Origin of the sequence: Thiobacillus sp., assembly GCA_024235835.1 — a bacterium.
GTDB lineage: Bacteria > Pseudomonadota > Gammaproteobacteria > Burkholderiales > Thiobacillaceae > PFJX01.
Window position 1 is genome coordinate 663,406 of sequence record JACKLQ010000001.1, and the last position, 26,360, is coordinate 689,765.

25 protein-coding genes are annotated in these 26,360 nt (G+C 64.6%); 13 read left to right on the top strand and 12 right to left on the bottom strand.

From position 1 onward, the window contains the following. Positions 1 to 99: 99 nt before the first annotated feature. Together H6935_03270 and H6935_03275 are read left to right on the top strand one after the other, a co-directional pair. Positions 100 to 339: a hypothetical protein gene (locus H6935_03270; protein MCP5277364.1), complete on the top strand. Its 240-nt coding sequence runs from the start codon at positions 100 to 102 to the stop codon at positions 337 to 339. Positions 340 to 966: 627 nt separating this feature from the next. Further along, positions 967 to 1,422 (top strand): PEP-CTERM sorting domain-containing protein, encoded by a 456-nt coding sequence (locus H6935_03275; GenBank protein ID MCP5277365.1) that lies wholly within the window; start codon positions 967 to 969, stop codon positions 1,420 to 1,422. Here H6935_03275 and H6935_03280 read toward each other — a convergent pair. The 7 genes from H6935_03280 to H6935_03310 form a co-directional block, all read right to left on the bottom strand. Next, entirely contained in the window at positions 1,414 to 2,523 is a 1,110-nt protein-coding gene (locus H6935_03280; protein MCP5277366.1) for a pyridoxal phosphate-dependent aminotransferase, read from the bottom strand. The two genes, H6935_03275 and H6935_03280, sit on opposite strands and share 9 nt — an antisense overlap. A 56-nt stretch (positions 2,524 to 2,579) precedes the next feature. Beyond that, a complete protein-coding gene (locus tag H6935_03285; GenBank protein ID MCP5277367.1) occupies positions 2,580 to 2,963 on the bottom strand; it encodes a thioredoxin in 384 nt (127 codons plus the stop codon). After that, positions 2,960 to 3,763 (bottom strand): zinc-dependent peptidase, encoded by an 804-nt coding sequence (locus tag H6935_03290; protein ID MCP5277368.1) that lies wholly within the window; start codon positions 3,761 to 3,763, stop codon positions 2,960 to 2,962. Before H6935_03290 ends, H6935_03285 begins: the two co-directional genes overlap by 4 nt. A gap of 209 nt (positions 3,764 to 3,972) precedes the next feature. After that, positions 3,973 to 5,103: a trypsin-like peptidase domain-containing protein gene (locus H6935_03295; GenBank protein MCP5277369.1), complete on the bottom strand. Its 1,131-nt coding sequence runs from the start codon at positions 5,101 to 5,103 to the stop codon at positions 3,973 to 3,975. 28 nt (positions 5,104 to 5,131) lie between these two features. After that, positions 5,132 to 6,538 (bottom strand): Do family serine endopeptidase, encoded by a 1,407-nt coding sequence (locus H6935_03300; protein MCP5277370.1) that lies wholly within the window; start codon positions 6,536 to 6,538, stop codon positions 5,132 to 5,134. Further along, positions 6,535 to 6,846: a MerR family transcriptional regulator gene (locus H6935_03305; protein MCP5277371.1), complete on the bottom strand. Its 312-nt coding sequence runs from the start codon at positions 6,844 to 6,846 to the stop codon at positions 6,535 to 6,537. Before H6935_03305 ends, H6935_03300 begins: the two co-directional genes overlap by 4 nt. Before the next feature lie 3 nt (positions 6,847 to 6,849). Then, positions 6,850 to 7,833: a DnaJ domain-containing protein gene (locus H6935_03310; GenBank protein ID MCP5277372.1), complete on the bottom strand. Its 984-nt coding sequence runs from the start codon at positions 7,831 to 7,833 to the stop codon at positions 6,850 to 6,852. A gap of 172 nt (positions 7,834 to 8,005) precedes the next feature. On the opposite strand from H6935_03310, the gene H6935_03315 reads away from it, so the two are divergent. The 7 genes from H6935_03315 to H6935_03345 all read left to right on the top strand — a co-directional run bounded on the left by H6935_03315 (position 8,006) and on the right by H6935_03345 (position 16,843). Beyond that, complete coding sequence (locus H6935_03315; GenBank protein ID MCP5277373.1) at positions 8,006 to 8,437, top strand: Hsp20/alpha crystallin family protein; 432 nt, start codon at positions 8,006 to 8,008, stop codon at positions 8,435 to 8,437. Between the two features lie 25 nt (positions 8,438 to 8,462). Next, positions 8,463 to 8,831: an Hsp20/alpha crystallin family protein gene (locus H6935_03320; GenBank protein ID MCP5277374.1), complete on the top strand. Its 369-nt coding sequence runs from the start codon at positions 8,463 to 8,465 to the stop codon at positions 8,829 to 8,831. Between the two features lie 246 nt (positions 8,832 to 9,077). Next, positions 9,078 to 11,111, top strand: a complete 2,034-nt coding sequence (locus tag H6935_03325) for a peptidase C1 (GenBank protein ID MCP5277375.1) — start codon at positions 9,078 to 9,080, stop codon at positions 11,109 to 11,111. After that, entirely contained in the window at positions 11,104 to 11,313 is a 210-nt protein-coding gene (locus H6935_03330) for a hypothetical protein (GenBank protein MCP5277376.1), read from the top strand. The genes H6935_03325 and H6935_03330 overlap by 8 nt, the downstream gene beginning before the upstream one ends. 18 nt (positions 11,314 to 11,331) lie before the next feature. Further along, positions 11,332 to 12,129: a peptidoglycan-binding protein gene (locus H6935_03335; protein MCP5277377.1), complete on the top strand. Its 798-nt coding sequence runs from the start codon at positions 11,332 to 11,334 to the stop codon at positions 12,127 to 12,129. Between the two features lie 365 nt (positions 12,130 to 12,494). Continuing rightward, positions 12,495 to 15,737, top strand: coding sequence for a hypothetical protein (locus tag H6935_03340; protein ID MCP5277378.1), 3,243 nt, complete (start codon positions 12,495 to 12,497; stop codon positions 15,735 to 15,737). 71 nt (positions 15,738 to 15,808) lie between these two features. Next, a complete protein-coding gene (locus H6935_03345; protein MCP5277379.1) occupies positions 15,809 to 16,843 on the top strand; it encodes an NADP(H)-dependent aldo-keto reductase in 1,035 nt (344 codons plus the stop codon). An 8-nt stretch (positions 16,844 to 16,851) separates the two neighbouring features. On the opposite strand, the gene H6935_03350 is transcribed toward H6935_03345, so the two are convergent. After that, complete coding sequence (locus H6935_03350) at positions 16,852 to 17,310, bottom strand: hypothetical protein (protein ID MCP5277380.1); 459 nt, start codon at positions 17,308 to 17,310, stop codon at positions 16,852 to 16,854. Positions 17,311 to 17,505: 195 nt separating this feature from the next. Between H6935_03350 and H6935_03355 the strand changes: the two genes are divergently transcribed. Beyond that, complete coding sequence (locus tag H6935_03355; protein MCP5277381.1) at positions 17,506 to 17,886, top strand: hypothetical protein; 381 nt, start codon at positions 17,506 to 17,508, stop codon at positions 17,884 to 17,886. An 89-nt stretch (positions 17,887 to 17,975) separates the two neighbouring features. Here the strand turns inward: H6935_03355 and H6935_03360 are convergent, their stop codons facing one another. Beyond that, the gene (locus H6935_03360) at positions 17,976 to 18,344 is read right to left on the bottom strand and encodes a TusE/DsrC/DsvC family sulfur relay protein (protein ID MCP5277382.1); all 369 of its coding nucleotides are present in this window, start codon (positions 18,342 to 18,344) and stop codon (positions 17,976 to 17,978) included. A 142-nt stretch (positions 18,345 to 18,486) separates the two neighbouring features. Between H6935_03360 and H6935_03365 the strand changes: the two genes are divergently transcribed. The 3 genes from H6935_03365 (at position 18,487) to H6935_03375 (ending at position 22,052) form a co-directional block, all read left to right on the top strand. After that, positions 18,487 to 18,816 carry a TfoX/Sxy family protein gene (locus H6935_03365; protein ID MCP5277383.1) on the top strand — a complete coding sequence of 110 codons (330 nt, stop codon included), beginning with the start codon at positions 18,487 to 18,489 and terminating at the stop codon, positions 18,814 to 18,816. Between the two features lie 343 nt (positions 18,817 to 19,159). After that, positions 19,160 to 20,098 (top strand): hypothetical protein, encoded by a 939-nt coding sequence (locus H6935_03370; protein ID MCP5277384.1) that lies wholly within the window; start codon positions 19,160 to 19,162, stop codon positions 20,096 to 20,098. Positions 20,099 to 20,288: 190 nt separating this feature from the next. Beyond that, on the top strand, positions 20,289 to 22,052 hold the full coding sequence (locus tag H6935_03375; GenBank protein ID MCP5277385.1) for a hypothetical protein: 1,764 nt from the start codon (positions 20,289 to 20,291) through the stop codon (positions 22,050 to 22,052). Between the two features lie 181 nt (positions 22,053 to 22,233). On the opposite strand, the gene H6935_03380 is transcribed toward H6935_03375, so the two are convergent. The 3 genes from H6935_03380 to H6935_03390 all read right to left on the bottom strand — a co-directional run bounded on the left by H6935_03380 (position 22,234) and on the right by H6935_03390 (position 26,237). After that, positions 22,234 to 24,297 carry an EAL domain-containing protein gene (locus H6935_03380; protein ID MCP5277386.1) on the bottom strand — a complete coding sequence of 688 codons (2,064 nt, stop codon included), beginning with the start codon at positions 24,295 to 24,297 and terminating at the stop codon, positions 22,234 to 22,236. A gap of 167 nt (positions 24,298 to 24,464) precedes the next feature. Continuing rightward, the gene (locus H6935_03385; GenBank protein ID MCP5277387.1) at positions 24,465 to 25,502 is read right to left on the bottom strand and encodes an IS5 family transposase; all 1,038 of its coding nucleotides are present in this window, start codon (positions 25,500 to 25,502) and stop codon (positions 24,465 to 24,467) included. A 36-nt stretch (positions 25,503 to 25,538) separates the two neighbouring features. Then, on the bottom strand, positions 25,539 to 26,237 hold the full coding sequence (locus H6935_03390) for a hypothetical protein (GenBank protein ID MCP5277388.1): 699 nt from the start codon (positions 26,235 to 26,237) through the stop codon (positions 25,539 to 25,541). Between the last annotated feature and the right edge of the window lie 123 nt (positions 26,238 to 26,360).

Sequence of the window (26,360 nt, forward strand, 5' to 3'; positions counted from 1 at the left end):
CACAACTACAATAATTTGCTAGAATTTTCGCGTCGATTGGTGCGCATCTCGCGTGCCGGTTGATTAATGGATTGATCAACTTCGTTAAGGGAATACCCAATGAAATACTCCGTTCTGTTCGCTGCTCTGCTGGCCGTTGCTCTGTCTGCCTGCGGCAAAAAAGAAGAAGCCCCCGCTCCCGAGGCTGCTGCCCCCGCCATGGAAGCTCCCGCTCCTGCCGCTCCCGTTGACGCTGCTGCCGCTCCCGCCGACGCTGCTGCCGCTCCCGCCGACGCTGCTGCCGCTCCCGCCGACGCTGCTGCCGCTCCCGCCGACGCTGCTGCCGCTCCCGCCAAGTAATTGGTATAGCGCGCATGAAAGCCGGCCTTCGGGCCGGCTTTTTTATCACCCTCACCAGGGGCTGCTTGCAGCCAATTGTGTTCACAAGGTGACAATTTCTCGGCAAAGGTGTCCACGAACAATCAATCCAACTTCCATCCCCAGACGCATAATCATGCGTAACATATTGATATAAATAGCCTTTACTGGCTGGCACCATTCCTGCTGTTTGCCTATCAGACCGTTAACCCTCTGGAGGCAATGATGCGTTCCACCCTATCCACTCTCGTGCTTGTTTCCGCCATGGCGGCCTCCGCAGGCGCACAAGCGTTCACTATCGACGGAGACCTAAGTGATTGGGGCGTCCAGAAAAATGTGGGTGCTGTCGGTTGGAATCCAACAGCGGGCAGCGACATCCAGTTCACTGTCGAGGACCAGCACTCCAGTTTCCTGAACCCCGGTTATGGTGGTCAGGCCTACGACGCTGAGGCCATCTACACCACGATCGCCAAGGATTCAGACAACAAATGGAAGCTCTTTGTCGCCCTGGCCACCGGCCATAACCCGAACACCCTGAACAAGCCGAGCGCCAACAGCTACGGCGCGGGCGATTTCGCGTTCGATTTCGGCAAGGACGGCGACTTTGACATGGGCATCAACATCAAGCACATGACGACCAGCGGCAAGGAGGCTTGGGGCGACGAGGGTGGGGTATACGGCAACGCCCAGTGGGCATACGGGTTGTGGAATGCCTCCGGCGCCCATGATCCCAGCCATCCCGACCCGGACCACCCCACCTATCTGATGGACGGCGATTACCTTGGCCTGGCCACGCTGACCTACACGACCACCGGACAGAAGGGCTATGGAGAGTGGGCAAATGACACCCATTATTTCTATGAAATGAGCATCGGGCTGAACCTGCTCAAGCAGGCGGGCTGGGATGGGGAAAGCGCCTTCGATATCCACTGGACCCAGAACTGCGCCAACGACAGCATCCTGGTCGACCCTCCGCCCGCTGGCGTGCCGGAGCCCGCCACCCTGGCGTTGTTGCCCCTGGGCCTGGCTGGTATTGCGTTCCTGCGCCGTCGGCAGTCAGCCTAAGACTTTTTCCAGTCGCTCCACCGCCTGCCGGACCCGTTCCATGGAGGTGGTGTAGGCGAAGCGGACATGCCGGCTTGCCAAGTGCAAGCCGAAGTCCGTGCCCGGCGTGACTGCCACGCCAGCCTCCATGAGCCAACGCTCAGCCAGGCCTTCGGCCTCCTCACCAAAGGCATCGATACCCGCGTAGATATAGAACGCCCCATCCGGCATGACGGGCAGATCGAAGCCCAGGTGCTTCAACTGGGGAAACAGCCAATCCCGCCGGTTCCCGAGTTCTGCCTTCGCCGCCTCCAGCAAAGGGCGCGTCTGGGGCGCCAGCGCGGCCAGGGCAGCATGCTGGGCCACCGTGGGCGCGGCAAGAAAGATGTTTTGGGCAAGCCGGTCTACCGCCGGGACCAGGGCCGGAGGCACCAGCATCCACCCCAGGCGCCAGCCAGTCATCAGGAAGTACTTGGAAAAGCTGTTGATGACCACCACGTCCTCCCCCAGGCCGGCGGCACTGGGGGGGGAATCGCCGTAGACCAGCTCGTGGTAGATCTCGTCAACCAGCAGCACCCCACCCCGCTTCCGCACCACCTCGTGGATGGCTGCCAGTTCCCCGGGGGCGATGAGGGTACCGGTGGGATTGCCCGGGTTGGCCACCAGAACGCCCCTGGTCTGGGGCCGCCAATGCCGGTCCACCAGTTCGGCGGTGAGCTGGAAATGGCTTTCCGGGCCCACTGGAACGCCCACCCCCCTGGCTTCCACCAGCCGGGCGAAGTGCCGGTTGCAAGGGTAGCCCGGGTCCGCCATGAGCACTTCCTCGCCGGGATCAAACAGGGCCGCCATGGCCAACAGCAGGGCGCCGGAGGCGCCAGGCGTCACGCAAACCCGTTCCGGGTCCACCGCAGCGCCGTAACGGGTGCCATAGTAGGCGGCGATGGCCTGGCGCAGCGCCGGCAGTCCCAGGGCCGGGGTGTAGTGGGTAAGTCCCGCCTGCAGGGCGTCCATGCCTGCCGCCACGATGGGGGCCGGCGTGGCGAAATCCGGCTCGCCGATTTCCAGATGGACGATGTCCCGCCCCCGGGCCTCCAGTTCCCGGGCCCGGGCCAGTATGGCCATGACGCGGAAAGGCTCGATCTCCCGGGCGCGCAGGGAGATGCCAGGCGTGGCGGGCTTCAGGCCAGGTGCTCCTCGATGAACTGGCGCACAAAGTGCTCGGGCTTGGCGCTATGGAAGCGGGCCTTCTCCTCGCCATCCTTGAACAGCAGCACGGTAGGGAAGCCCCGGGCACCGTAGCGGCCTGCCAGCTTCATGTTGTCGCCCTCGTCCACCTCTACCTTGGCCAGGCGCACCTTGCCGTCGTAGGTGGGGATCACCTTCTGCAGCACGGGGGAAAGGAAATGGCATGGGCCGCACCACTCGGCCCAGAGGTCCACCAGCACCAGGTGATGCCTGGAGGCCTCGATCACGTCCGCCTCGAAGTGATGCAGGTCGGTATCGAAGATGCATTTTTCGCAGACATCCGCCTCATGCCTGTGGTCGTGGTATTGCAGGGTCATTCGCTCGCTCCGCTCATGGTGCCAAAGTGTCTTGAAAATCGTCCCAGGGGATCCTGACGGTAGAACCGGCTCAGTTGCTCATATACAGCCGGGTAGGTGTCCACCACCAGTTCCGGCCATTCGAAGAAATATTCTGACATGACGGCGAAGAATTCCGCCGGACTCTCTGCCGCATAGGGATCCAGCACGGATGCCTCCTCATTCTCCATGGCCTCCAGACGGCCGCAGAAATCCCCATAGGCGGCGCCAAAGACCGCTGACCAGTCCTCGGCCTTCATGTCCCCGTGCATGGGCGGGAAACCGTTCACCGTGCCATTGTTCATGTCCAGCTTGTGGGCAAACTCGTGGATCACCACGTTGTAACCTTCCAGCTGGCCAGAGGCCCGGACCGAATCCAGCGCCAGCACCAGGGGGCCGCCCTCCCAGGCCTCTCCCGTGCGCACATGGCGCACCTTGTGCACCACGCCGATCTCGTCCGTCTCGTCTCCCTCGTGGACGAACTCGGCGGGATAAAGCACCACTTCGTTCCAGCCTTTGTACCAGTTGGCCCCCAGGTTCATGACGGGCAGGGCAGCCTGGGCCGCGATGACGGCGATGTCCAGACCGGTGGGTACCGCGTCGGCGACAGGACTGAATCGCTTGCCCCGCAACAAATCCAGGGCCAGGGCCCGCAGCCGTTGCCGCTCCTCCAGGTTCAAGCCATGGAACAGAGGCAGGGATAGGGCACTATCCCAGTCGGCCTCGCCGGGCTCGGGCACCGGCGCGTGCTTGGCAAACAGGGTCTTGAGCAATGCAATCACATCGGCTCCGACCCGGACGAAATAAACATGAACTGTGCTCTCTTCGGCAATGTTTGCATTCTAAAAGGCTATTTCAGCAGGACGCATGCCCCGCGCCGTTTGCCCGCGGGATGCGATGCGAGGCGCGGGGAAGTGCGGCCACACCAGGGCGGGGTCAATGCGACAAAGAATTCACACCTGGGCTTGCCGGCTCGCACTCAGCCCGGCCATCAAGCGCCAGGCTGCAGGGTGACGGGCACCTCCACGGTCTTGTCCTGCCGGCGCACGGTCACTTTCACCGTGTCCCCCACGCTGTAGTCGTCCAGGCGGCTGAACAGCTTGCCCAGGCCGTCCACGGGCTGGCCCTCGATGGCGATGATGATGTCTCCCGGCACGATTCCCCCGTCCCGGGTGATGGTGGCCCCCTTGAGGCCGGCCTGCTCCGCCGCCGAGCCGGGCGCCACCCGCAGGATCACCACGCCTTCCGTGCCGCCGAATCGGGCCAGGCGCTGGTTGAGGCGCTCATCCACCTCGATGCCCAGGGCGGGACGGATGATCTTGCCGTCGCGGATCAGTTCCGGCACCACCAGGTTCACCGTGTCCACGGGCACGGCGAAGCCGATACCTGCGCTGGCGCCGCTGGGGCTGTAGATGGCGGTGTTGATGCCGATGAGGCGGCCGGCTGAATCCAGCAGGGGGCCGCCGGAGTTGCCAGGGTTGATGGCCGCGTCGGTCTGGATCAGATGGTCAATGGTCAGACCGTTCTCGCCCCCCAGGGAGCGGTCCAGGGCCGAGACGATACCGTTGGTGAGGGTCCAATCCAGGCCGAAGGGGTTGCCGATGGCGTAGACCTTCTGCCCTACCTTCAGGTCGCCGCTGCTGCCCACGGGCACGGGGGGCGGCCGCTTGAAGCCCACGCCGATCTTCAGAACGGCGATGTCGTGGGCCGGCGAGGCCCCCACCAGGGCCGCCTTGAAGCTGCGCCCGTCCGCCAGTTTTACCGTGGCCTCGCTGGCCTTCTCGATGACGTGGTAGTTGGTGATGACGTGGCCGGCGTCGTCCCAGATGAAGCCCGAGCCGGTGCCCCGGGGAACGGAGAAGACGTTGCGGGTCCAGAAATCCCGCACCTCGGCGCGGGTGGTGATGAACACCACGGAATCCTTGGATTGCTCGAACAACTGAATGGTGGCCTGTTCGTCCGCCGCCAGGTCACCCCGGGCGGTGACCGAGCGAGGTGTGGCGTCGGGTTTGCTCGCCAGCCAGCCGCCTATGTCCGGCCCCCCCCGCCAAAGGATGAGCAGCAGAGCCGCCGCCAGGGTGAGCCAGAATAGCCGGACGAGGAAACGGTCTTGGGTAGGCATGGCTTAGGGAGCTTTCCTTGATGATTGTTCAGCGCCAGCGCAAGGTGACATATCGGCTGCGGCCGTTGGCGGCGACACGCAGCAACACACTGCCTTCGGATTCCGCCAGGGCCGTGGCAAAAGCCGTGGGGGTACCTACCTGCTTGCGATTCACTTCCAGGATCAGGGTTCCCGGGCCCATGCCCGCCAGGGCGGCCAGGGAGCCGGGCTCCACGGCGGTGACGATGATGGCCTCCCCCAGCCGGAGGCGGCGGCCTTCCTCCGGGGTGAGGCCCCGTACGGACAGACCCAGGGCCTGGACCGCCCCGGCACGTTCCGAGGCGGACTCTTCCAGCCGGCCCACCTTCACCCGCACCTCCAGGGGAAGGCCGTCCCGTAGCAGGCCCAGCCGCACCTGGCTGTCCGGCCGGGCCAGGGCCGCCCGGTTGCGGTAATGGCCGCCATCGTCCAGGCCCTGGCCATCGAAGCTCAGCAGCACGTCCCCAGGGCGGATGCCTGCCTGCTGGGCGGGAGAATCGGCGTACACCTGATTCACCAGCACGCCACGCGGCTCGCTGAGCTTCAGGGCCTCGGCCACGTCGCTGGTCAGGGGCTGCACCGCCAGGCCGATGTAGCCCCGCACCACCTTGCCCCGGGCCAGGAGTTGCTCGGCGATGGTGCGGGCCAGGTTGCTGGGTATGGCGAAGCCCACCCCCATATAGCCGCCGCTGCGGCTGAAGATGGCGGTGTTCATGCCTACCACCTCCCCGTCCAGGTTCAAAAGGGGCCCACCTGAGTTGCCCGGGTTGATGGCCGCGTCCGTCTGGATGAAGTCCTCGTAGTCGTTGATGCCCAGGCTGGTGCGCCCCTTGGCGCTCACCACGCCGGTGGTGAGGGTGTGGGACAGGCCGAAGGGATTGCCCATGGCCACCACCCACTCCCCCACTTCCAGCTTGCCGGAATCCCCCCACTGCAAGGCCGGCAGCCCCCGGGCAGCCACCTCCAGAACGGCCACGTCGGACTTGGGGTCCGTGCCCTTCACCCGGGCGTCGAACTCCCGTCCGTCCTGGAACTTCACGCGGATGCTCTGGGCATCCTCCACCACGTGGCTGTTGGTAAGCAGGTAAGTCCTATCCTCCTTGGTGGCGAACACGAAGCCGGAGCCCTGGCCGATGGTGTGGCGCGGTTTGCGGGGGCCGGAGCGGCGCGACAACCCGGGGAAATCATCGCCAAAGAACCGCCGGAACAGATCGTCCCGAAAAGCCCGGTTTCCTTCTTCTTCCACAACGGAACGCTCCTCCACCTGGATGAAGGCCACCGATGGCGCCACCTTCTTCGCCACGGTGGAAAAGGCCTTGCCCGTCTGGCGCAGGCTCTCGATGCCACCATCCTGGGCCCATGCGGACGGCATCAGGAAGATCATGGCCGCCAAGAAGGCCGTGAAGCGCATGCTCATGGCATCCTCCCCAGGCAGCGCAATTGCGCGCGCATGTCGTCCATCTCCTCCAGCAGGTCGGCCACCAGGGCCGCCAGCTCCGGCACGGCCTCGAAATCCCGCTCCAGCTGGCGCATGCGCCGGGCCCGCAGCAGGGCCGGGCCGGAGAAGCGCCACACGCCGGCCACGCTTTCCGCGTGGGGGAACAGACCTTCGTCCAGGTGCCGCAACAGCCACGCAGGCTCCACGGCGCAGGCGGCGGCCACCTGCTCCAGGGTGAGCCAGCTCTCCTCCATGAGGCAGCCCGTCAGGATGTCTTCTTCACGCATGGCTCAGCTCCTTCCATGGGGGGTGTTGTCCCTGGGATTGAAGGCCATCTCCCGGGCCATGGTTTCGTAGAGTTCCCTGGCCCTGACCGTATCGGCCGGCGGCAAGGCCACCTGGATGTCCAGCAGCAGGTCCCCCGCCGGCTCGCCGGGGATGCCCTTGCCCCGCACCCTAAGCTGCCTGCCGCTCTGGGCCCCTTCCGGGATGCGCACCTTCACCGAACCACCCGGCAGGTCCACGTTGATGACCGCCCCCAGAGCGGCCTCCCAGGGGGCCACGGGCAGGGTCAGGTGCAGGTCCCGGCCTTCCACGCGGAAACGGGAATGGGGATTGAACTGCACCTCCAGCAGCAGGTCGCCAGCGGGACCGCCCCCCATGCCCGGCGCGCCCTGCCCCGCCAGGCGGATGACCTGGCCGGCGCGCACACCCTTGGGAATCTTCACGTTCAGGGTACGGGTGGACAGGGTCACCCGGCCCTGGGCGTCCACCTGGGGCACCCGCAGGCCGAGCTGGCGGGTGGCGCCGGTAAAGGCGTCTTCCACATCCAGCAGCACCTTGGCGTGGTGGTCCTCCCCCTGGGCACGAAACTGTGTTCCATGGTGCGTGCCCTGGGCATGAAAGCCCGCGCCGCCCATGCGGCCGAACAACTCGGAGAAGAAATCCGAGAAATCCGCCGCCTCGCTGGAAGAAAACCCGTGGGGCGAATAGCCGTGGCCGGAAAACTCGAAGCCCGCGTCCCAGTCCGGCGGCGGCCGGAAGTCCTGGCCGGGCCGGTAGCCCTGGCCCAACTGGTCATAGGCGGCCCGCTTCTCCGTGTCCGAGAGCACTGCATAGGCCTCGTTCACGTCCTTCATGCGGGCGTCGGCGTCCTTTTCCTTGGACACGTCCGGGTGGTATTTGCGCGCCAGTTTGCGGAAGGCCTTCTTGATGTCCTCCGCCGTGGCGTCCCGGGGCACGCCCAAGGTCTCGTAATAGTCCTTGAATTGCATGCTGGCCTCTGAAAAATCACAAGTCATTCGCCGGGCCGGGGGCACGGCGAGCCTCACGTTACATGGTAGCTACATGCCCAAGATCAAGATATTGAACTCCGTCAGGCCGTACCTACATTGGATGGCAAGGGCGCCGGATGGCGTCCATGACCTGACCATGGAGGATAGAACCATGATGTACCGTACCCTGTTTCCCCGCGACGTCTTCGCGGAACTGGACCGCCTGCAGCGGGAGATGCAGCAGGCTTCCGAGTGGTCCCCCAGCATCCGGGGCCTGACCCGGGGCTTCCCCGCCATGAACGTGGGCGGCACGCCCAAGTCGGTGGAAATCTACGCCTTCGCCCCAGGCATCGACCCGGCCAGCCTGGACGTGCAGATCGAGAAGGGCGTGCTCACCATCGCCGGCGAGCGCAAGGCCTTGGAGGCCCCCGAGAAGGCCGCCGTGCACATCGACGAACGATTCGCCGGCCCCTTCCGCCGGGTGGTGACCCTGCCCGACGACGTGGACCCCAATGCCGTGGAGGCCCGGTACCGGGACGGCGTGCTGCACATCAGCATCGCCCGCCAGGAAGCCGCCCAACCCCGCCGTATCACTGTTCAATAAGCCATCCAGCAAGGAGGACGAAACCATGGCCGACACCAAGCAAGCCGAAACCGCCCGCCCGGAAGCCTCACTCATGCCCCCCGTGGACGTGATCGAAGACGCCAACGGCATCACCCTCTACGCCGACCTGCCCGGCGTGCCCAAGGACAAGCTCCACCTGCACGTGGAGGCGGACACCCTCAGCATCGAGGGCGAGATCGACCTGGCCATGCCCGAGGGCATGGAGGCCACCCATGCCGAGGTGAGCCTGCCCCGCTACCGCCGGGTGTTCACCCTGTCCAAGGAACTGGACAGCACCAAGGTGGGGGCCGAGTTCAACCATGGCGTGCTGACCCTGCGCATCCCCAAGGCGGAACACGCCCAGCCCCGCAAGGTGGAGGTGAAGGTGCTCTGAGCTTCATCGGGTGGCGAGGCCGGACACGGCCTCCCATCCGGTTCACGCCCCACCCAACCCTGGGTCATGAACGACCCGGGGACATGTACCCACTTGATCCAATCGGGTCGCCCATGACCCACTCCCCACCCCCCCGCCCACGCTAAGCCCCTGAAAACATGCGGACCGTGGCCATGCTCGGCATGGCACGGCCCTTGCGCTATCTGTCCTCATAAACAGCCTACAGGCACTCAAGGAGGACATTCCATGGCCAGCAAGACCCGCGGCAAAAGCGCATCAAAGACCCCCTCGACCAAGGCAGCCAGGAGCAGCGCCCTGCTCAAGAACTGGGCTGCACGCAAGGCCTCCCTCAACGCCCTGCCGGACAGCATCGACATCCGCGACTGGATCTACCAGCCCAGCCTGCTGCCCGTGCCGCCGGTGCTGGTGAACTGCGCCCGGGTGCCGGAAATCCTGGACCAGGGCCAGGAAGGCGCCTGCACCGGCTTCGCCCTGGCGGCGGTGGCCAACTTCCTGCTGCACAACCAGGGCCAGGACCGGCGCGTCAGCCCGCGCATGCTTTACGAGATGGCCCGGCGCTACGACGAATGGCCGGGAGAGTGGTACGAAGGCTCCTCCGCCCGGGGCGCCATGAAAGGCTGGCTGCGCCATGGCGTGGCCCGCCGCACCCTGTGGAAGGACACCCAGCACGGCACCAGGCACATGAACCAGGACGTGGTGCGGGACGCCATGAAATGCCCCGGCGGCGCCTATTACCGCGTCAACCACCGCCAGGTGCGGGACATGCATGCCGCCCTGGCGGAAGTAGGCATTCTCTACGCCACCCTCATGGTCCACGACGGCTGGATGGAACCCGGCCCCAGGACCGTGCCCGTGGCATATGTGAACGGTACCCGCAAGACCACCCTGAAGCTGCCGGTCATCACCCGCCAGGGCCGCGCCGACAGCGGCCATGCCGTGGCCATCGTCGGCTACACGGAGCAGGGCTTCGTCATCCAGAATTCCTGGGGCACCGGCTGGGGCGCGGGGGGCTTTGCCCTGCTGCCCTACGAAGACTACATGCTCCACGCCACGGACGTGTGGGTGGCCCAACTGGGTGTGCCGGTGAGCGTGGATGTGTGGGCGGAGGAGGAGAAGAAGAACGCCATCATCTCGGAAGGTTCCTCCCGCGCCCTGCCCGCCCTCACCCTGGACAGCCTGCGGCCCTACGTCATCGACGTGGGCAACAACGGCGAGCTGTCCAACAACGGAGACTACTGGACCACGGCGGAAGACCTGGAACGTCTGGTCACCCATGACATCCCCCGGGCCACGGCCGGCTGGAAGAAGAGCCGGGTCATGCTCTACCTGCACGGGGGCCTCAACAACGAGAAATCCGCGGCCAAGCGCATCGCCGCCATGCGTGGCCCCTGCCTGGCCAATGAGATCTATCCGTTGCACGTGATGTGGGAAACCGGCTTCATGGAATCCCTCACCAGCCAATTCGGCGACTGGTTCACCAACGCCGACAAGCTCTCCGGCCGCAGCCTGCTGGACAGCGTGGGCGAGGGCCGGGACTGGATGATCGAGCGCAGCCTGGCCTTTCCCCTGCGCAGGATCTGGGGCGAGATGAAGGAAAACGCCCGCCTGGCCTCGGACCACCGGGACAAGCAGGGCGCCATGCAGCTCCTGGCCAGCTACATCCGCCAGGCCGGCAAGAGCGGCGGCAAGGGGGGCAAACCTTGGGAACTCCACGTGGTGGCCCACTCCGCCGGCAGCATCTTCTTCGCCCACATGCTGCGCCACATCCTGGAACTGGAACTGCCCCTCAAGAGCGTGCAGTTCCTGGCCCCGGCGGTGGAACTGGACGTGTTCCGCGACAAGGTGTTCAAGCCCGCCACCCAGGGCCAGTGCCCCCTGCCCGTCATGTACCTGCTCTCCGACGCCGCCGAGCTGGACGACACCGTGGGCGGGCAGCTGGTGTACGGCAAGTCCCTGCTCTACCTGGTGTCCAACGCCTGCGAGAAGAAGCGCGGCACCCCCATCCTGGGCATGAACTGCTTCCTGGCAAAGGACAAGGCCATGCGGACGGCCTACCAGGGCGTGGATGCCAACGGCCTGCCCCACCTGATCCTCACCAAGGACTCCGAGGGCAACCCGGAACAGGCCAGGGCCGCCAGCACCAGCCGATCCCACGGCGGCTTCGACAATGACGTGGCCACCATGAACTCGGTGCTCTACCGCATCCTGGGCGCCTCGCCTGCACGGCCCTTCAATGCCAGGGACCTGGCCTATGACTGATCGATCACACCTGGAGACCGCCATGTCCCTGCGCCGCTCCATCCTGGCCCTGGCACTGGCCGCCACCCTGGCCGGCTGTGCCGGCAACGGCATCGACAACCTGCCCGATGCCCCCGCCGGCACCAGCCTGGCGGATCGCTTCACGGCCCTGCTGGACAAGCGTTGCCCCATGCCGGCGGAACAATTGACCAAGCCCAATTGATACAGCCCGGGAGACACCATGGACATCCTCAAACTCAATTCCACCGGCAAGAACGTGGAACGCCTGCAGAAGCGCCTGCAGAAGCTGGGCTTTTCACCCGGCAACATCGACGGCGACTTCGGCCCAGGCACCGAGGCGGCGCTCATCGCCTACCAGCGCGGCAAGGGCCTGCTGGCGGACGGCGTGGCCGGCCCCCGCACCCTCAAGTCCCTGGGCCTGGTAGACGACGACAACCTGGCCACCGTCATTCCCGGCGTCACTACCCAGGCGGTTTCCCGCCTGTTCCCCTTCACCCCCATCGGCAACATCAAGGCCAATCTGCCCCCTACCCTGGCGGGGCTGGAAGCCTTCGGCCTGGTGGACCGGCCCATGGTGCTGGTGGCCCTGGCCACCATCCGCGCGGAAACGGAAAGCTTCGAGCCCGTGGCGGAATACCGTTCTCGCTACAACACCTCCCCCAACGGCCATCCCTTCGACCTGTACGACAGGCGCCGGGACATCGGCAACCGGGGCGCGCCGGACGGGGAACGCTTCCGGGGCCGGGGCTACGTGCAACTCACCGGCCGGGCCAACTACGAACGCTACGGCAGGGTGCTGGGCATCAAGCTGGTGAACAAGCCCGAGCTTGCCAGCGTGCCGGACATCGCCGGCAAGATCCTGGCCGCCTTCCTCAAGGACAAGGAACGGGTCATCAAGGAAGCCCTGCTGGAAGACGATCTGCGCGCCGCCCGCCGGGCCGTCAACGGCGGCAGCCACGGCCTGGACCGGTTCAGCGACACCTACCGGCGGGGGATGGAGCTGATTGCGGCGGTGTGACATGGGCCACCCCCTACCGACATCCACCTTCCCCCTTTACGAAAGGGGGGACCACAACTCCCGTCCATCCTTCCCCCTTTTCCAAAGGGGAACCGAGGGGGATTCCAGCGGCATCTCCCCAGGCACCGCCGTCAAATCCCCACTGCCCCCCTTTGCGAAAGGGGGGTCCACAACTCCCGTCCATCCTTCTCCATTTGCAAAAGGGGGACCGAGGGGGATTCCAGCGGCATCTCCCCAGGCACCGCCGTCAAATCCCCACTGCCCCCCTTTGCGAAAGGGGGGTCCACAACTCCCGCCCATCCTTCCCCCTTTTCCAAAGGGGGGAAACCCCATGACATGCCACACCGTATCAGGCAACTAACCCCATGAGCCCCCCACCCCAGCGCAAACACGGCCCCACACCTGCCCATCCACCCAAGCGCCCCCAGCCAGTGGCCCCGGCCAACCCGTGGCTGCCACGCCTGGGCCTGATCCTGGGGGCATTGCTGGTGCTGGTCTCCCTGGCGGCGGCCTGGCGGCAACCGGTACGCGACGATGCCACGGCAACGCCCCCCACACCTGGCCAGGCGGCCTGGTGGCTCCAGCCCCTGGAACGCAATCCGCAGTTGCGCCTGCCCCGGGTCAGCGGTGACCTGGCCGGCATGTTTGTGCTGCCGGGCACGCAAAAGGTCTGGGCCGTGGGCCAGAAGGGCCTGATCCTGCACGCCAAGGATGGCCACGACTGGCAGCAACAACACCCCAAGACCTCCATTGAAAACAGCGAAACGCCCACACCGCCAAGCAAGGCCTACCTGCCCGGGCTCATTTCCACAGCCCATGCCGTGGACGCCCCGGTGCAGCGCACGCTCACCGAGCCGGCGCAACCCGTCGAAAAACGCATGCTGCCCAACGCCCCCGCGAACCTGCGCGTCACGGAACCTGTGCAACAAACGCTGCCCCCAGCCGCCCCGGAGGGTAAGTCGGACAGCACGCCCCCCAGCAATGCCGACCTGGAGGCCATGAAGAAGCAGATGCTGGCGGACGAGCTGAATAAGCAGGCAGCCTCCCCCACGCCCCCCGTCCGGATACCCCCCAAACAAGCGCCCAAGCAGGTACCCAAACCAGCGGCCAAACCCGCCATCGAGTCGCCGGCACAGCCTCCCAAGGCCGCCCCGGTGATTCCCGCCAATGCCGACCTGGTGGCCGTGCATTTCAACGATGAAAACCACGGCTGGGCCGCCAGCGCCCAGGGCATCGCCCTGATCACCCGCAACGGCGGCGCGGATTGGTCGTCCCCCGCCGGCGCCGACACACTGAAGACCCTGTTCCCCCAGGCGGAAGAGCAGCTCCAGGCCGCCCTCAAACCCGTCCAGCCCTATGCGCCCCCCGCCACCCCGGGCATCCAGGCCACCCTGCTGGCCACGGCCCAGGCCGACGACCTGCGCCGGTGGGCCGTGGGCAGGAACGGCGTCATCCTGGCCACCCGGGACGGCGGCCGGACCTGGCAGCGCCAGACCCGTCCCGCCGACCAGCAGACCACGGGCACCTACGCCCGCCTGCCCGCCCCCTGGACCTATGTGGCCTTCCTGGCCGGCATTGGCCTGATGCTGCGGGCCGGGCGGCAGATCGGCCAGATCAGGACGCCCGAGGCCGCCAGCCCGGCGGGCATCGCCGGCCTGTTCGTCTCCGACCACCCCCTGGGCCCCGGCGACCCGGACCCCCTGGGCCACGGCCTGGTGGCGGAAGGCCTGGCCAACTTCATCCTCAACCGCAATACGGAACCCGGCATCACCATGGCCGTCACCGGCTCCTGGGGCAGCGGCAAGAGTTCCATCATGCGGCTGCTGCTTTATCGCCTGGAGGAAGCCGGCTTCCGCCCTGCCTGGTTCAACGCCTGGCACCACCAGCAGGAAGGCCGGCAACTGGCCTCCCTGTTCAACACCATCCGCCGCCAGGCGGTACCGCCCCTCTACACCTTCCCCGCCTGGGTGATCCGCGGCACCCTCATCTGGAACCGGGGCGGGTTCTACCGCCTGCTCATCCTGGGCATGGTGGCCCTGGTGTTGCTGGGCGGCTTCGAAGCGGCGCGCCAGGAAGCGCCCCTGGACAGCCTGCGCCAGACCCTGGTCTCCGCCCTCACGGACACCCGCCCCGTGGTCATCACCCCCTCCAGCCTGGCCAGGCTCAAAAAGGACGGCGTGGTGGACGACCAGGTACTGGCCGCCCTGGAACAGAACATGGTGTGGACCAAGGGCGAGCGCGCTCCGGACGGCACCGGCCCCTGCCGGGTGCGGGACGGCGATTGCGCCTTCGCCAGCTCGGCCCAGCTCCAGGCCAGCCTGGAAGCGCTGATCAAGCCCCGCCGCCTCACCGACGAGGAGCGTACCGCCCTGGACGCCGCCGCCCAGCACCTGGGCGCGGGGCCCAAGTCCATGCTGGCGGTGCTGCTGGGCGCCCTGGTGGTGCCCCTGCTGCTGGGCAAGGGCCTGGCGGTGTACGGCCTCAACTACCTGGATATCTTCAAGCGCCTGCTGCCGGAACGCGCCCGGCCGGAAGGCAAGGAAGCCGTGGGCACCATGGAAAACCTGCGCACCGAGTTCGCCCTGCTCACCGAGGCCCTGGACGGCCGCCTGGTGCTGTTCATCGACGACCTGGACCGCTGCTCCTGCCAGACCGTGCGGGAAGTGCTGGAACTGGTGAACTACCTGGCCAGCGTGGGCCAGTGCTTCATCGTCCTGGGCATGGCCATGGAACACGTGGCCTGCTGCATCGAACCCAAGGCCGACGACCAGGACAAGCGCGAATACGCCCTGCAATACCTGAAGAAGCTCATCAACATCGAAGTGCCCGTTCCCATGCTGGACCCCAACCGCTCCCGGGAGATGCTGGAACGCCAGACCGGCGCCACGGAACGCCCACCGCCCCCCAGCCCCTGGCGGCGCTGGCTGGGCTGGGCCCTGGTGCTGGGCGGCGTAGTGGCCATGAGCTGGGGCCTGCCCCAGGTGTGGAACCAGCTCCAGCCCCAGGCCGAGCCCAAGGCCTTCATCACCGACGCGGCACCCCAGGCCGCCGCAAACCTGACCCCGTCCAAGGCCATCGCCACCCAGCCGGAGCCGGCATCAATGCCCCTGGCCGTGGGCCTGGAGCGCGCGGCCCAGCCCGGTTCCTCCTGGCTCCTGGCCCTGCCCCCCGCCGCCGTGCTGATCGCCCTGGCCCTCTGGTTCACACGCAACCGCTGGTTGCCCTGGCTCCACGGCAAGGGCGTGCTCCCCGCCCTGCGCCGGGCCCTGGGCCAGGCCGACCGGGGCAGCGACAAGCCCGAGTTCGGCGCCGCCCTGCTGGACTGGCACCCGGTCATCCTGCTGGGCGACCCCACCCCCCGGGGTGTGAAGCGCTTCGTCAACCGCGTCCGCTTCCTGGCCATGATGGAACAGTCCCAACCCGAAGCGGAACGCATCAGCGACGCCCTGCTGGTGGCCCTGGCCGCCCTGCATCACGCCCGTCTACCCCCGGACGGCGGCGGCAACGCCCTGGCCATGGAAGCCATGGAGAAGACCGGGGGCTGGCCACCGGACGAGGCCCGCCTGGCCCGTTTCGAACGCCTCATGCGCCAGCTGCATATCCGTTGATGCCCTGTCTGGCGAGTTGATGCATTGGTATGCTTGCCTGACAGCCAAGCCCGACTCTAAGGAACCCCGCCATGGAATACCGCCGCCTGGGACACAGCGACCTTGAGGTTTCCGCAATCTGCCTGGGCACCATGACCTTCGGCCAGCAGAACACTGAAAGCGAGGCCCATGCCCAGCTGGATTACGCCTTCGGCCGGGGCATCAACTTTCTTGATACGGCGGAGATGTACCCCGTGCCCCCCAGGGCGGAATCGGTCACCCGCACCGAGAGCATCGTCGGCAGCTGGCTGCGGGGTAGGCAACGGGACCAGGTGATCCTGGCAACCAAGGTGACCGGGCCCCGGCGGGGCATGGACTGGATACGCGGTGGCCCCACGGCCCTGGACCGGGCCAACATCCGCGCCGGCATCGAGGGATCCCTTCAGCGCCTGGGTACGGACTACATCGACCTCTACCAGATCCATTGGCCGGAGCGGAACGTACCCATGTTCGGCAAATACCAGTTCGACCCGGCCCAGGAAACCGATGCAGTGCCCATCCCTGCCCAGTTAGAGGCATTGTCCGAACTGGTGCGGGAAGGCAAGGTGCGTTACGTGGGCCTGTCCAACGAGTACCCCTGGGGCGTGATGCAATTCCTGCGCGCCGCCGACGAGCACGACCTGCCCCGGGTGGCGTCCATCCAGAACGCCTACAACCTCCTCAACCGGGTCTTCGAGCACGGGCTGGCGGAAGTTGCCTTCCGGGAAAACCTAGGCCTGCTGGCCTACTCCCCTATGGCCTTCGGCCTTCTCAGCGGGAAATACCTGCAACCAAGCGGATCAGGCCGCGTAACGCTGTTCAAGGGCTTTGCCCAGCGCTACGACAAGCCCGGCGTAGGGTCCGCCGTGGCGGCCTACGCGGACCTGGCCCGGCGGCACGGCCTGAGCCCCGCCCAACTGGCCCTCTCCTTCGTGTACCGGCGCTGGTTCGTGGCCAGCACCATCATCGGCGCCACCAGCCTGGAACAGCTCAGGGAGAACCTGGACGCCTGGGACCGGCCCCTGGCCGCTGGGGTCCAGGCGGAAATCGAGGACCTGCACCTGCGCCACGGCAATCCCGCGCCCTAGGCGCGCCGCTATTGCAGCAGCACCGGTTCGCAGGCCTTGCGGCCGATGGCGCCGCCACAGCGGTACACCAGGCCATCGGCCCGGATCAGCCAGACGAACTGCTCCCGCTCGCAGGAAAAGGCCACGATAGCGGACTGTGACTCCGGCAGGCCTTCCAGCCGCCGGCACTGGTTGCGGCTAAGGCACCACTGTACAGACCCATCATTGAAACCGACGAAGGCCTGGCGGTCGTTGTAGTCGCCCATGCGGGGCGAACACACGTGGGTGGGCAAGGGCTTGGCTCGGGTGTTGGACAGAGGGTTGGTCAAGGATTTGGATGAGGGCTCGGCCATCGCGCCAGCCCCCCACAGCAGGCCCAGGGCACCAGCCAGGATAGCCAGCTTGTTGATTGTTATGGACCTGGGAGGATGCCAACTCTTCCGCTCCAGGAAACCCAAGAGGGCAAATACCGGCGTGTCTTGGGTCATGGGAGCCTCGCTTTCAGAGAGTGGGCCTTCATTTTGAGGGATGCTCGCACCCAAGCGTGCATGTATCCTCCACACCACATACCCCAGTACGATACTCGGGCATTATTGACTTATATCAAGAACATCCCCTAGGTGGTGTCCTTATATTAGAAATTGCTAATGTTTTGGCATTTTTTAAACTTCTGTAAAGGAACCATGATGCGTACCACTGCCTTGATTGCCATTGCCTTGCTGTCCCTGCCGGTTCATGCCGCCAAGGTCAGCCCCTTCAACCAGCCTTGCCTGGAAAACGAGTCCATCGTCGTCTCGGTGCAGCCCCAGTCCGCACCTGTCCGCCTGGCCGCCCTGGAGGCGCCGCTGGGCAACTCGGGCCCGGCTTGCCACCGCGGCCAGCTTTCCCAGGATGACCTGTCCTACGTGAAGTCCGTGCAGCCTTCCGACACAGCGCCCGTGCGGCCGTTGGTGATTACGGGCTTGTCCGGCCACCGTGCGCAACTCGGCCCGGAAGACATCTCCATGATCGAATCCGTGCAGCCCAGGGGGGCGACCGTGGCCCTGGACATTGGCCTGAACTGAACCTTCCCCGTACGGCCCAACGGCATGCCCTCGGGCATGCCGTATTTGTTTGCGCGGGGCGACGGAAAGGCCGTTCGCCGGATACGGCCTTACACCGCGCTGCCGAACCCCTTGTCATTGGCTCCGGGGGGCGGTTCCAGGCCGGCCAGGCGGCAGCCCTGGGCCACGGGGCCTGTGGGGAAGAGTTTGTACAGGTACTTGATGCCGCCTTCCGGGTGGAAATATTCGTCCAGGGCGTCGTGCAGTTCGCGCACATTGATGGTGGAGCCGTCATGGCGGGCGTAGAACTCCTGCAGGGCGCAGATGGCCTGCCAGTGGTCTTCCGTCAGGGTCAGGTGTTCCCGGTGGGCCTGCTGTTCGGCCAACTCGCGGCTCCACTCCATGGGGGCATGGGGAAAGTCCGGGTCGGGATGTACTTCGTATCCGGGCCGAACGATGTTTTGCGTGGCGTAGCTCATGTCATCCTCCTCAGGTTGGCTCCACGTGCCTGTACTCGGCATCGCTGGAGTAATAACCTAACCCTAGCCAAAATACCCGACCATTCAAGTCCAGTATGGTCGTGATCCGCAGCAACACCCTTGTAAGCCCGGAGGAGACGACATGGCCTATGACGAAGGACTCGCCCAGCGCATTCGCGAAACCCTGCAAGACCAGGCGGACCTGACGGAAAGGAAGATGTTCGGCGGCCTGGCCTTCATGCTGCGGGGCAACATGCTGGTGGGGGTGCTGGGGGACACCCTGATGGCCCGGGTGGGGCCAAACAGGAACACCCAGGCCCTGGCCAGGCCCCATGCCCGGCCCATGGATTTCACGGGCAAGCCGATGAAGGGCTATGTGCATGTGTCGCCGGAGGGCATCGCAGCCGACAAGGCCCTGGCGGAATGGATTGGCCATTGCCTTGAGTTCGTGAACGGCTTGCCGCCGAAATAATCGCGCACGCCCCTGGGAGAACGGCTTCAGGAACTCCCGGATGGCCCTGCACTCGTAGCGCGGTTGGCATTAATCTATTTGGGCAGGCTGAATGTTCGATTCCGTTCATGTTTCGACAGGCTCATGTTTCGACAGGCTCAACACGAACGGCAGAGAGAAATAACCGGGCCGGATCATTATTGATCCGGCCAGAATATGTTTGAACTCGTCACCCCGGCGAAGGCCGGGGTCCAGTCATACACCAGCGGAAGACCTGGATACCGGCCTGCGCCGGTATGACGGCCACTTCAATCTTCACTTGGCCGGATCAATAGAGCCACCATCCTCGGAGACCCATAGCAACATGTCCTGGAAAGACAGCATCTATCAACAGCGCGAACAACTCGCCCTTCTGCTGCGTGATCCCCTGGCCCGGCTGGCAGAGCAATGCGCCCCCGCCTGGGGAGACCGGGAGGCCCTGAATGCCGTGCTGATGACGGGTTTCAACGCCATTCCCCACTGCAAATTCCTGTACTGCCTGGGCACGGACGGCGTCCAGATCTGCGACAACATCGAGGCCACCGGCCTGCTGCCGGGGCACTTTGGCCGCGACCGGTCCCAGCGGCCCTATATGAAGGAAGCAGTGCCCGTGTGGGGCTTTCTGCTTTCCGACGCCTACATCAGCCTGCTGAACAAGCGCCCTTCCCTCACCGCCCTGCAGATCGTGCGCCGGGACGGCCAGGTAGTGGGTTACCTGGGGGCGGACTTCGACCTGCGCAATCTGCCGGCCAACGTGGGACGCTATGAAGAACCCAGTGCCTGGCGGCAGATCAAGGGCGATCCCTCCATCCGCGGCAACGTGATGCTGCAATGCCGGGTGGACAGCCCCATGGACCAGACCCTGGAGCAGTCCATGTCCATCATGGAAGAGCTGATGACGGAGCGGGGTGTGTTCCAGGCCGTCATCCACTTCTCCAGCAGCCGGGCCACGGTGTGGACCCTGGACGATCCCTACCGCTACCGCATCCTGGACCAGGACGCCCTGGCGGACCCGGACATCTGCCTGGTCTACCCCGCCATTCCCTATCCCGACGACGCCCTGGTGCCCAAGGAGGATGTGCCCCGCATCCTGGACACCCTGAAGGCCCTGCGCATGGCGGACGAGAACATCTACCTGCGCATGGCCTCCATCAACCTGTTCAACGGCATGATCAGCCTGACCTTCTCCTGCGACGGCAGCCACTACATGCGCTGGGACGAGTTCCTGGGCAAGAGCCTGGGCTTCTGGTTTGGCACGTCCTGAGGAAAGTTTGACCGGGGGGCTGGATTTCCTGGCTGGCGTCGCCCAGGCGGATTTTTCTGCCAGGGTAACCGACGTGCTGGATGAAGATGAACCATCCCCCGCCTCGTTCCCCGGGGCTTGACGACCAGACGAGCTTCGGCGAAAACGGTTTCACCGGACATGCCACCCGCATGAAGAAGGCCAAGAACCCATGAGCGCACCCAGCAATCAGGAACAACTGTTGCTCGAGCTGATCAACCACACCCGCCTGGACCCCGCGGGGTCGTCGACGCTCTACATTTCCAGCTACGTGCCCCTGGTTTCCAGCGACCCGGACATCCAGGGAGCGCTCGCGTACTTCGGGGTTTCCGGCGCCGCATTGCAGACCGCCTACGACGCCCTGTCGCCTACCCAGCCCCTGGCCTGGAACGGCCAACTCGCGGACGCCGCCCAGGCCCATTCCCAGTTGATGATCACCCATGATGCGCAGTCCCACCAGCTGCCCGGGGAAGCCAGCCTGGGCACCCGCATCGGCAACGCCGGCTACAGCTATTCCTATGTGGGGGAAAACATCTACGCCTATTCAAAAAGCATGCTCTACGCCCACGCGGGCTTCATGGTGGACTGGGGCCCCGGGCCCGTCGGCATGCAGGACCCGCCCGGACACCGCGACAACATCATGAACGCAATTTTCCGCGAGGTGGGCCTGGGGGTGGTCAGCGAAGCCAATCCCGCCACCCAGGTGGGCCCCTATGTGGTGACGCAGGATTTCGGTGTCCGCTGGGGCAGCCCCCAGGTATTCCTGCTTGGCGTTTCCTACGCCGACGGCGACGGCAACCGCTTCTACTCATTGGGCGAGGGTCGCTCCGCCATGACCGTCTCCACCGCTGAGGCATCATCCCAGTCAACCGCCAGCGGCGGTTATACCCTTGAGCTCACCGCCGGCACCAAGACCATCACCTTCAGCGGCGGCGGCCTGGCAACCCCCCTGGTCATCTCCGCAGAAATGTCCAACGGCACCAACGCCAAGATCGATGTGCGGGACGCCTCCACCCTCCTCTCCTCCGTGGACCTGACCCTGGTCAGCGGCGCAACCCGCCTGGTGGCCCTGGGCGTGCAGGACCTGATGCTCACGGGAGCGGCTGGCAACCAGGTACTGGAAGGCAACGGAGGCGACAACACCCTGTCAGGCAAGGCAGGCAACGACACCCTGAACGGCGGCAGGGGCAACGACACTCTGAGCGGCGACGGTGGCAACGACACCTACGTGGTCGGCAGCATCAATGACCGGGTTCTGGAACTGGCTGGACAAGGCCTGGACCTCATCAAGTCCGGCGTCACCTTCAGCCTGGTGGACACCGACGGCGCCGGCGGCAAGGGCGGCAACGTGGAAAAACTTACCCTCACCGGGAACCAGAACATCAGCGGCACGGGCAACAGCCTGGCAAACACCCTGGCCGGCAACGGCGCCAGCAACAAGCTGTGGGGCAACGGTGGCAATGACTCGCTGCTGGGCAACAGTGGCAACGACGGTCTGTACGGCGGATCTGGCAACGACACCCTCCAGGGTGGTGGCGGCAATGACCAGCTCGCCGGCGGAACAGGCAACGACCGACTGACTGGCAACGCCGGCGTGGACCACTTCGTCTTCAACACCTCCCTGAACGCCGGCGCCAACCTGGACACCCTGGTGGATTTCACCCCCGGAACGGACACGATCCGCCTGGACGACGACATTTTCCGGGCCCTGGGTCCGGTCTCGACCACCACCGTCCTGGCCGCCGGGAAGTTCCACACGGCGGCGGGTGCCACCGCGGCCCATGACGGGAACGACCGCGTCGTCTACGACAGCGCCACAGGTGCCCTCTACTACGATGCCGACGGGCAGGGAGGCGTTCAGGCCGTGCAATTTGCCCTCCTCGGCACGTCCACCCACCCCAGCCTGACGGCCGGGGACATTTTCGTGGTCGTCTAGGGCGTACCAGGCCCGCGCGAGGGGCATGTCAGGTCCGCCCCCCTCATGTCCGGAGCTGCGGTGCAGACTGATATCCAGAAAAGCGCATGGCCCAAGCACGCTTCCCTACGAGAGCATGACAATATTGGCCGGGCTCCCTGCTCCCTGATACAGGGATGAGAGTGGCTCCCCACAATGAGAGCTAGCTGCTCGCATTGGCTGGAGTGGGAAAATCCTCTATCGGAACGGGCTTGCCAAACAAATAGCCTTGGTAGTTTTCGCAGCCATACCTCAGCAGAAATGCGCGTTGTTCCTCCGTTTCCACGCCTTCGGCGATGACGTTGAGTCCCAGGGACTGGCTCATGGCGAGAATGGCACGTACGATGGCCATGTCGTTCTGGTCATTGGTGATGTCTCGGACGAAGGATTGGTCGATCTTGACCTGATCCAGCGGCAAGCGCTTGAGATAGGACAAGGACGAATATCCGGTGCCGAAGTCATCAAGGGAAAATCCCACGCCCAGGGCTTTCAGGGAGTGCATACGCTCGATCACCTCTTCCACCCGGGCGAGCACCACGCTTTCAGTGAGTTCCAGTTTCAGCCTGGTCGGATCGATGCCGTATGCTGTCATCTTGTCGAACACCACCTGGACGAAATCCGGCTGATGGAACTGACGGGCGCTGACATTGATGGAAATCACCAGATCGCGTGTGTGGGGGTCCACCTGCCAGCGCTGCAACTGGGCGCATGCCTGCTCCAGGACCCATGTGCCGATGGGGATGATGAGCCCAGTCTCTTCCGCCAAGGGTATGAAGCGCACAGGAGGAACCGGTTCACCTTCAGGCGGCAGCCAGCGCAGCAGGGCCTCCGCACCGATCACCTTGTTGTGCCAATCCACTTGGGGTTGGTAATGGAGCCGCAGTTCGTCTTGATTGATGCCGCGCCGCAGGGCAGCCTCCATCAAGGCGCGAGCATCGATGGCGGCCTGCATGTCCGGGTTGAAGAACCGAATGGTGTTGCGCCCGGCGTTCTTGGCCTGGTAGAGAGCCACGTCAGCCTGTTTGAGTAGTACGTCCACGGCCACCTCCTGGCCCCGGAACAGGGTCACGCCGATGCTGGGTGTGCTGTGGTAGGCAGGCCGGCCTTCCTGGATGGCGTAGGGGTGGCAAAGGGCGTTGCGCACCTTCTCGGCGATCATCTCGGCCTGCAGCGCGGCGGCCGCCTCCTCCGTGCCCAACTCTTCCACCAGCACCACGTACTCATCACCACCGAGCCTGGCGACGGTGTCCTCCTGGCGCACCGTAGATGTCAGTCGCTTCGCGACCTCTATGAGCAGGCTGTCTCCAACATCATGCCCTTGGGTGTCGTTAAGGTCTTTGAAGTGGTCGAGGTCCAGCATCAGCATGGTGCTGTATTGCCTGTCCCGGCTGCTGCCCATCATGGCCCTGCGCAGGCGGTCCATGAGCAGGCGCCGGTTCGGAAGGGCCGTCAGCGGGTCGAAGTAGGCCAGATGTCGGATCTGTTCCTCGGCCTGCTTGCGCTCGGTAATGTCCACGCAAAACCCCATGACCAGCTCACCAGGCAAGTTTATGGCCCGCATGTTGGCGATCAGTTCTTTGCTGTCCTTCCGGCGCAGCTTGATTTCCACCTCCTGGGCGCCAATTTCAATGACCGCCTGATGCAAGGCAGTGTGCTCTCCTGAAAGACCAGGTGGAGACAAGTCCGTGATCGTCATGCCCAATAGTTCTTCTCGCGTATAGCCGACCATTTCGCAGGCAGAAGGGTTGATGTCTACGAAGCGACCTGCAGCGTCGGCAACGAAGATACCCTCTGGCGCATGTTCGATGTAGGTGCGGTAACGCTCCTCGCTTTCGCGCAACTCATGCTCCAGTGCTTCGCGGCGAGCGATTTCCAAAGTCAGGGTCTCGTTTCTGTCCTGCAGTTCGGAACGGTTGCGGTTGGACTCGATGACATCCGCTTCCAGCTTGCGAGTCCGCCGCTGGATGTGATCGAACCAGAGCAGAGCCACCAGGAATGCCAATGGCCCCGCGGTGGCGAGTACGAGAAAGATCCTGGATGTGATATGACCATAGATAAGGGACTCGGGAAGCACCGTCACTAGGGATAGGGCAGTTCCCATCACAGGCGTGCGCAGGACCAGGTCGTAGCGCTTCTTCAGTTCGGGGCCAAGGCTGGGCAGGCTGCCGAGCCGCACCAGCTTATTGATGGGCAGGCGGTTCAGGTCCGTAAATGGGGAACCATGCATCAGGGCACCTCGAATAACCCGAGACTTTGGGTGAATCCGGTGACGAAACGATGCGTGTGACCGAATCAGCCTCGATTTTTCCGGCAAGTGCCTGGGTTGCGGGGCGGTTTCGCCCCATTTTTTCTTCGAATTGCCTGTTTTTCAGGCAATTCGGCCCATTTTCGGCGTCAGAAGGCTTCAATTCCCGCCCGCTTGAGATAGGTCAGCCGCTTCAGGTTGTAGCAAGCCGCCATCATGACCATGGCAAAGTTCGCTCGTGTCTGGCCAATGGTGCGGATCAGCTTGCCCCCCATCTGCTCCAGCGCGCCGAAGACATGCTCTACCCGGGCACGGGTCTTGGCAATCCGTTGGTTGCGCCGTTGCTGACACTCGGACAGCGGCTGGTTACGCTGGCCTTTGCGTTGGATATGGTTGCGATAGCCGGCCGCCTTCAGCTTGGCTTCCCGCTCTGCACTCGGGTAGCCCTTGTCGGCATATACATCCCGGCTGGTGTTGGCCGCATCAAGTACCGTGTCGAAGTGCTGGCTGTCGTGGGTCGAGGCTGTATCGGTCTCAAGCTTGCGGATCACCTTGTAGCGCTTGTCGACATTGATGGACAGCTTGTAGCCGTGATGGCTCTTGCCGTGTTTCTTGGTCCAGGTGGCGTCCAGATCCTTCTGCCGACGCTTGGCCGGTTCCCAGTCCGCCGGCATGGCGTCCTGTTTGAGCTGTGCTTTGTCTTCCTTGGTGAAGTGCTGCTTCGGCGCCGGAATCAGGCTGGCATCAATGATCTGGCCGCCCCGGGCTATATAGCCTTGTTTGAGCAGTTGCTGTTCCACACCCTCAAACAGGCCTTGGGCGCCTTCTTCGCCAATCCGGTTCTCGAAGGTCCAGATCGTGGTGCGGTCTGGAATACTGGCCGAGTCGGCCAAGCCACAGAAGCGCTGGTAGCTCATCCGGTCCAGCAGTTGGTATTCCATCTGTTCGTCCGAGAGGTTGTAGAGCCGCTTGAGTATCAGGATGCGCACCATCGTCTCGGTCGGGAACGGGGGGCGGCCGCCTTGCAGACTCTCCGGGCGCGGCGCCACCCGATCCACTTCAGACGCCAGGGACACAAAATCAATGTGTTCTTCAATCGCCGTCAGCGGGTCGCCCAGCCGGTCAATCTTCTCTTTCCGCTTGTCCGCCGCAAACAAGTCTGTCTTGATGGCGCTTCGCTGTTTCATCGGGGTCTGGGGAGCTGGGTTCAGATAGCCGGGATTTTACCGGGGACGGTCAAGGTGTGGTTTTTCGAGGTGCCCCATCAATGTGTTGCTCGCCCCCCCCACCTCTTCACCGGCACTGTTGAAGAGCACTTGCCGAATGCCCAGTTCCTCGGAGGAAGAGGCCAGAAAACGCGAAAGCAGTTCCAGGCTAGTCACCGTCATGAGCGTGCCGCCCGGCGTATCGCGATAATTGATGGGGACTGAGGCGATGATGCGGCCATGAGCGGCATCAATGGTTACTACCGGTTCAGGGCCGTTGCCTCGGGGAATCGGCAGGAGGGGATTACCTGGGGAGGTGTCGGCCATCAGGGCACCCTGCTCATCGAGATACAGGATGCGCGAGTAAACGGATGCACCCATCACCTGCCTGAGTGCCATCTTGCGCCGAAAGCTCTCCTCGATGGCATACAGGTTTGCGTTGAGACCATAGCGCATTGACATGCCCAGGGCCTTGTTGATGAGAAAGGTCTCGATCTCATGGCTTTCAGCAAGGTTGCGCACGAAGTTACGCTGCTCCGCGATGAGATCGCCCAGCACGCCGGCCGTTTGCTGCGTATCTGCCAGAAGACGCGCCTCCGCCGCGGAACGCAGCTGTTGCTGGGAGCGATAGACATTTGTGAGGAGCACCACCACGTAGGCAGAGAAAATGCCCGCCAACAACAAGATCCAGCGCCGACGCGTCAGCCAGGAAGGCATGCCCAATAACTCCTTGCTCTTTCCCCTTACCTTTGCCCAGCAAAGAAATCAGGGAAATAGCGCTGTATGCCCGGGTAATATTTGTTGACCAGCCGGTTGTAAGTGCCGTCAGCCTTGATCCTT